7 protein-coding genes are annotated in these 4,553 nt (G+C 62.7%); all 7 read left to right on the forward strand.

The annotated features are described in order from the left end of the window. Positions 1-903, forward strand: a 903-nt coding sequence (locus VEK15_09445) for a GspE/PulE family protein (protein HXV60908.1), incomplete at its 5' end; no start/stop codon positions are given. 21 nt (positions 904-924) lie between these two features. Continuing rightward, entirely contained in the window at positions 925-1,905 is a 981-nt protein-coding gene (locus tag VEK15_09450) for a hypothetical protein (protein ID HXV60909.1), read from the forward strand. Positions 1,906-1,911: 6 nt separating this feature from the next. Further along, complete coding sequence (locus VEK15_09455; GenBank protein HXV60910.1) at positions 1,912-2,514, forward strand: hypothetical protein; 603 nt, start codon at positions 1,912-1,914, stop codon at positions 2,512-2,514. Beyond that, a complete protein-coding gene (locus tag VEK15_09460; GenBank protein ID HXV60911.1) occupies positions 2,511-3,101 on the forward strand; it encodes a hypothetical protein in 591 nt (196 codons plus the stop codon). The genes VEK15_09455 and VEK15_09460 overlap by 4 nt, the downstream gene beginning before the upstream one ends. After that, a complete protein-coding gene (locus VEK15_09465; protein ID HXV60912.1) occupies positions 3,098-3,586 on the forward strand; it encodes a type II secretion system protein in 489 nt (162 codons plus the stop codon). Before VEK15_09460 ends, VEK15_09465 begins: the two co-directional genes overlap by 4 nt. After that, positions 3,576-3,977, forward strand: coding sequence for a type II secretion system protein (locus tag VEK15_09470; protein HXV60913.1), 402 nt, complete (start codon positions 3,576-3,578; stop codon positions 3,975-3,977). Before VEK15_09465 ends, VEK15_09470 begins: the two co-directional genes overlap by 11 nt. Then, positions 3,971-4,522, forward strand: a complete 552-nt coding sequence (locus VEK15_09475; GenBank protein ID HXV60914.1) for a hypothetical protein — start codon at positions 3,971-3,973, stop codon at positions 4,520-4,522. The genes VEK15_09470 and VEK15_09475 overlap by 7 nt, the downstream gene beginning before the upstream one ends. The last annotated feature ends 31 nt before the right edge of the window (positions 4,523-4,553 follow it).

The raw sequence follows: 4,553 nt of genomic DNA on the forward strand, positions 1-4,553 counted from the left end.
ATCATGCCGAGTATCCATGGTGAGGATGCCGTCATCCGTATCCTGGACAAGGAGTCGATCAGCGAGCGCTTCAGCGAGCTCAGGCTCGATATTCTCGGTATCGTCGATGCGGAAGTGAAGCGAATCCGCAGATTCATCCACGAGCCCTATGGGATGTTTCTGGTGACCGGTCCCACGGGAAGCGGCAAGACCACGACCCTCTACGCCGCCCTGTCGGAAATCTATAACGAAGAAGACAAGATCATCACCATCGAGGATCCGGTCGAGTACCAGCTCAAAGGCATCACCCAGATCCCCGTCAACGAAAAGAAGGGGCTCACCTTCGCGCGCGGCCTTCGCTCGATACTGCGTCACGATCCCGACAAGGTCATGGTCGGCGAGATCCGCGACACCGAAACCGCGCAAATCGCGATCAACGCCGCCCTCACCGGCCATCTGGTGTTCACCACGGTTCATGCGAACAACGTCATCGATGTCATCGGCCGTTTTCTGAACATGGGGGTCGAGCCGTACAACTTCGTCTCCGCTTTGAACTGCATCCTCGCGCAGAGGCTGGTCCGAACGATCTGCCCGTTCTGCAAGCGTCCTTGCCGGGCCGAGCCCATCCTGCTCGAGGAATCGGGCCTCGACCCGGTCCGATTCTCCGACCACACGTTCTATCGGGGCGAGGGCTGTATCCAATGCACTGGAACGGGCTACAAAGGCCGCCAGGCGATCAGCGAGCTTCTCGACCTATCGGACGAGATTCGAGAAATGCTCATCGAGCGGCGCCCGTCGGCGGAAATCAAGAAGGCGGCGCGGGCGGAGGGCATGAAATTCCTTCGCGAATCCGCAGTGGCGGCGGCTCTCGCCGGCGAATCGACGCTCGAGGAGATCAACCGCGTCACTTTCGTGGAGAGCTAGCAGGTGAGTGAGCACTAAGCCATGCCGCGAAACGCACTCTTGAGCTGGCTCGTCGACCCGGAGCCACCGGGGCTCGGCCTCGACCTGCGCACCGGCGAGATGGCACTCGTCCGGCTCTCAGAAAAACGGCGGACGACGGAGATCGACGTCTGCCTCGACGCGCCGCTCCCCCCGGGTCTTGTTGCCTTCTCGATGCAATCGCCCAACATCCTCGACGCCGAAGGGCTCGCCAAGGCCCTGAACAACATGTTTCTCCGTGCAGGGGCGAGCGCATCCAAACGGGTCGGCCTCACGCTCCCCGACTATGTCTCACGCATCACCATCCTGGAGCTGCCGAATCCGCCTTCGTCCTCCGCCGAGCTCGTGGCCATGCTCAAGTTCCGACTGAAGAAATCGATTCCTTTCGACGTCGACCAGGCGCGAGTGGCCTTCGAGCGTCTCCCTGGGGGGGAAAGACCGCGCTTTCTCACCGGGGTCATGCGCGAGGACGTCGTCAGTCAATACGAGGATCTCCTGAGCGGACTCGGTTTGCACGTCGGCCTCGTCCTCCCGTCCACGCTGAGTCTTCTGCATCTTCTCGGCCCCGTGGCCAGGCGCGACCTGTCACCGGATGCCGACTACTTCTTTGCGAACTTCGAGCACGACTATTTCTCGCTGAGCCTCGTAAGGGCCGATTCCCTGTCCCTGGTGCGCACGCTCGGGCTTCGCGCCGATTCGGAGCCCTCGGCCTACGGGGAAGACGATATGCTGCGTGAGATCATCCCGACGGCCCTCTACTACCGCGAGAAGCTCGCGGGGCATAGATTGGAGCGAGTCTATTACCGCTCGCTTCGGCCCGAGGTGACGCGGTTGCGCGAGATCCTGGAGGAACAGTTCGAGGTCCCCACCGAGCCTTTCCACCTCTTGAAAGCGGTCAAGGCGGGCAGCGAGCTGACGGTCGACGCCGGCCTGGCGGATTCGGTCGCCGCGGCGGCGGGAGGAGCTTTGGGCAGAGTCGCCTGAGTCGCCATGTCGTACGGATTCAACTTCGCGCGGGTCCCGTTCACCAACGAGCGATTGCCCTGGCTCGGCTTCGTCCTCGGAGTCATCGCCGTCGGCGCGCTCACCGTCGCCCACGGCGTCATCCTGACCCGGTACCTTCTCCGCGAGCAGGAAGAGCTGGACATTCGGGTGGAGGAGCTGCGCGACCAAATCCGGGAGACCGACGACGCCATCAAGGAAGCCCGTCAAGCGCTCGAGCGGGATCAAAGCGCCCTCGCGAACGAGAAGACGCGGTTCCTGGTGCAGCTCTACCGTCGAAAGAGTTTTTCCTGGACCGGGCTGTTCAACGAGCTCGAGACGATTACTCCCGCGTCCGTCCGCATCACCTCGGTGACTCCCGTCGAGAGGGAAGGGAGGATCCGGGTCACGCTCACCGTGGTCGGTCGTACGCTCCAGGACCTGCTCGCGATGGTAGGAAGCCTCGAATCGAGCTCGTTCTTCCGCACGGTTTTCCCCCTCGACGAAGCGAACCTCGACGTACGTCAGGGGGGCGAGCCGGGCATCGCCGCGACTCTCGAGCTGGAGTACATCGAGCCTTCTTTGCGGGCCGCTGCCGGGGAGTCCCCATGAGCCACCTGCGCGCGGTGTTGGAGAGCCTGGGTAAACGGCGAAGGCAGTTTCTCTGGCTCGGCGCGCTCGTCGTGGTGAACGTTCTCGCCTTCTTTCTTCTCACGCATCGGCTGGCCAACAAGCAGGAACGTCTCGTGGCCGATCGTGAAAGGCTCGGCCTCGAGCTCCAGAATCGAAAGAGTGAGCTCGAAGAGCTTTCGGATGCGGCCCAACGGGCGGCCAGCAACGCAGCGGCGGTCACCCGATTCTGGGACGAGATCGTCAGACCGCGCGCCCCTGGGTTGACCGAGGCCTGGGACGAGATCGACCGTCTCGCCGACGAGACCCACGTCAGCCGGGGCAGGACTGGCTACCAGCGGGAGCTGCTCGAAGTGGGACTCGAGCAGGTCATCGCGGCGATGCCGGTCGAGGGAAGCTACTTCGACCTGGTTCGTTTCATAAATCGCCTCGAACGTTCGGAGCGATTCTTCCTGCTGGAGCAGGTCCGGCTCTCGCAGCAGGAGCGGACTGAAGCCACGATCCGCCTCGACTGCAGCATCGCTTTCTTTCTGCGAGACGAGACGCCGGGGAGCTCCGCGGGACCATGAACGTTTCGACGAGGTACGGCGTTCTCCGCCAGTCGGGTTTTACTTACCTCGAGCTCATCATCGCCTCGATGATCCTCGCCATTCTCGCCGCGGCGGTGGTCCCGGTGGCGCAGGTCACGGCGAAGCGCGCCAAGGAAGCGGAGCTTCGTCGCAACCTCCGCATGATGCGGACGGCGATCGACGATTACAAACGGGCCGTCGACCTGGGGATGATCGGCGGAACGGATCTGGAACTGGGAAGCGAAGGCTATCCGAAAGACCTGGAGACGCTCGTGGAGGGCGTGACCCAGGTGGGAACTCCGGGCAAGAAACTCAAGTTCTTGAGACGCATCCCGGTGGACCCGATGACGAACTCCAACGAATGGGGATTGCGCTCCTACCAGGACGAGCCGGACTCCTCGTTCTGGGGCGGACAAAACGTCTACGACGTGTTTTCGAAATCTACGGCCATCGCTCTCGACGGGACGAACTACAGTGATTGGTAGGAAGCTCGGAGCTCCTCGCGGGTTCACGTTCATCGAGATGGTGATCGTGATCGTGATGCTCGGGATCCTCCTCGGGATCGCAGTGCCGGTTTACATGGCCCAGGTGCGGGTGAGCAAGGAGTCGGTCCTCAAGCACAACCTCGCCATCCTTCGCGAGAGGCTCGATCAATTCAAGGCCGACCGCAACAAGTATCCCATGAGCCTCGACGAGCTCGTGCAAGGAGGGTACCTCCGGGAGATACCCGAGGATCCGATGACGAGTCAGCGGTCGTGGGAGGAGATCTTCTCTGACTTCGACCCGAACGAGCCCGATGCCGAGCCCGGCGTTTACGACGTGAAGAGCCAATCGGCCGAGCTCGGCTCGGATGGAAGGCCCTACAGCGAATGGTGACTTGGCGCGTTTGGCTCTTGTTGTCGGCCGCGGTGGCCGGTGGATGCATCGGCGGCGAGGATTCCTCCTCGGGCGCGGCTTCGCCCGGCCCGGCGCGGCGTTCTTCGGCGAGGCCGGCAACCCCAACGAACGACACCCTGGACCTCGCGGCGATGCTCGTTCCCGTCCCCGAATACGCGGGCCAGGGGAGAAACCTGTTCACTTATGGGCCCGTCCGTAGCGAGGCGCCCCCTCCCCCGCCGCCGCCTCCTCCTCCGATCGAAAGACCCGTACCCGCCCCGACGCCGGCGCCGGTGAGTCGACCTTCGACACCAACCTTGCGGGTCGACATGAATTACGCCGGATTCCTCGAGAAGACGAACCCTGACGGGGAAAAAGCGCGGTATGCGATTTTCATCAGTCGCGATGGAACCGAGATTTTCGCTGGGGCGGAAGGCGAGACGGTGGCGAACCGCTTCAAAGTGGTCGAGATCGGGCTCGAGTCGGTCACGGTTTCCGCGCCAGAATCGGGTGTAACGCAGCGAATTCCTCTCGCAATTAACTGAGGCATCATGAGAACAAGGCCTTCGATAGCGA

Source organism: Vicinamibacteria bacterium (genome assembly GCA_035620555.1).
Classification (GTDB): domain Bacteria; phylum Acidobacteriota; class Vicinamibacteria; order Marinacidobacterales; family SMYC01; genus DASPGQ01.

Excerpts from the sequence above, each read along its gene's own strand:
- VEK15_09450 (HXV60909.1), top strand. The coding sequence starts at position 925 with ATGCCGCGAAACGCACTCTTGAGCTGGCTCGTCGACCCGGAGCCACCG.
- VEK15_09455 (HXV60910.1), top strand. The coding sequence starts at position 1,912 with ATGTCGTACGGATTCAACTTCGCGCGGGTCCCGTTCACCAACGAGCGA.
- VEK15_09460 (HXV60911.1), top strand. The coding sequence starts at position 2,511 with ATGAGCCACCTGCGCGCGGTGTTGGAGAGCCTGGGTAAACGGCGAAGG.
- VEK15_09465 (HXV60912.1), top strand. The coding sequence starts at position 3,098 with ATGAACGTTTCGACGAGGTACGGCGTTCTCCGCCAGTCGGGTTTTACT.
- VEK15_09475 (HXV60914.1), top strand. The coding sequence starts at position 3,971 with ATGGTGACTTGGCGCGTTTGGCTCTTGTTGTCGGCCGCGGTGGCCGGT.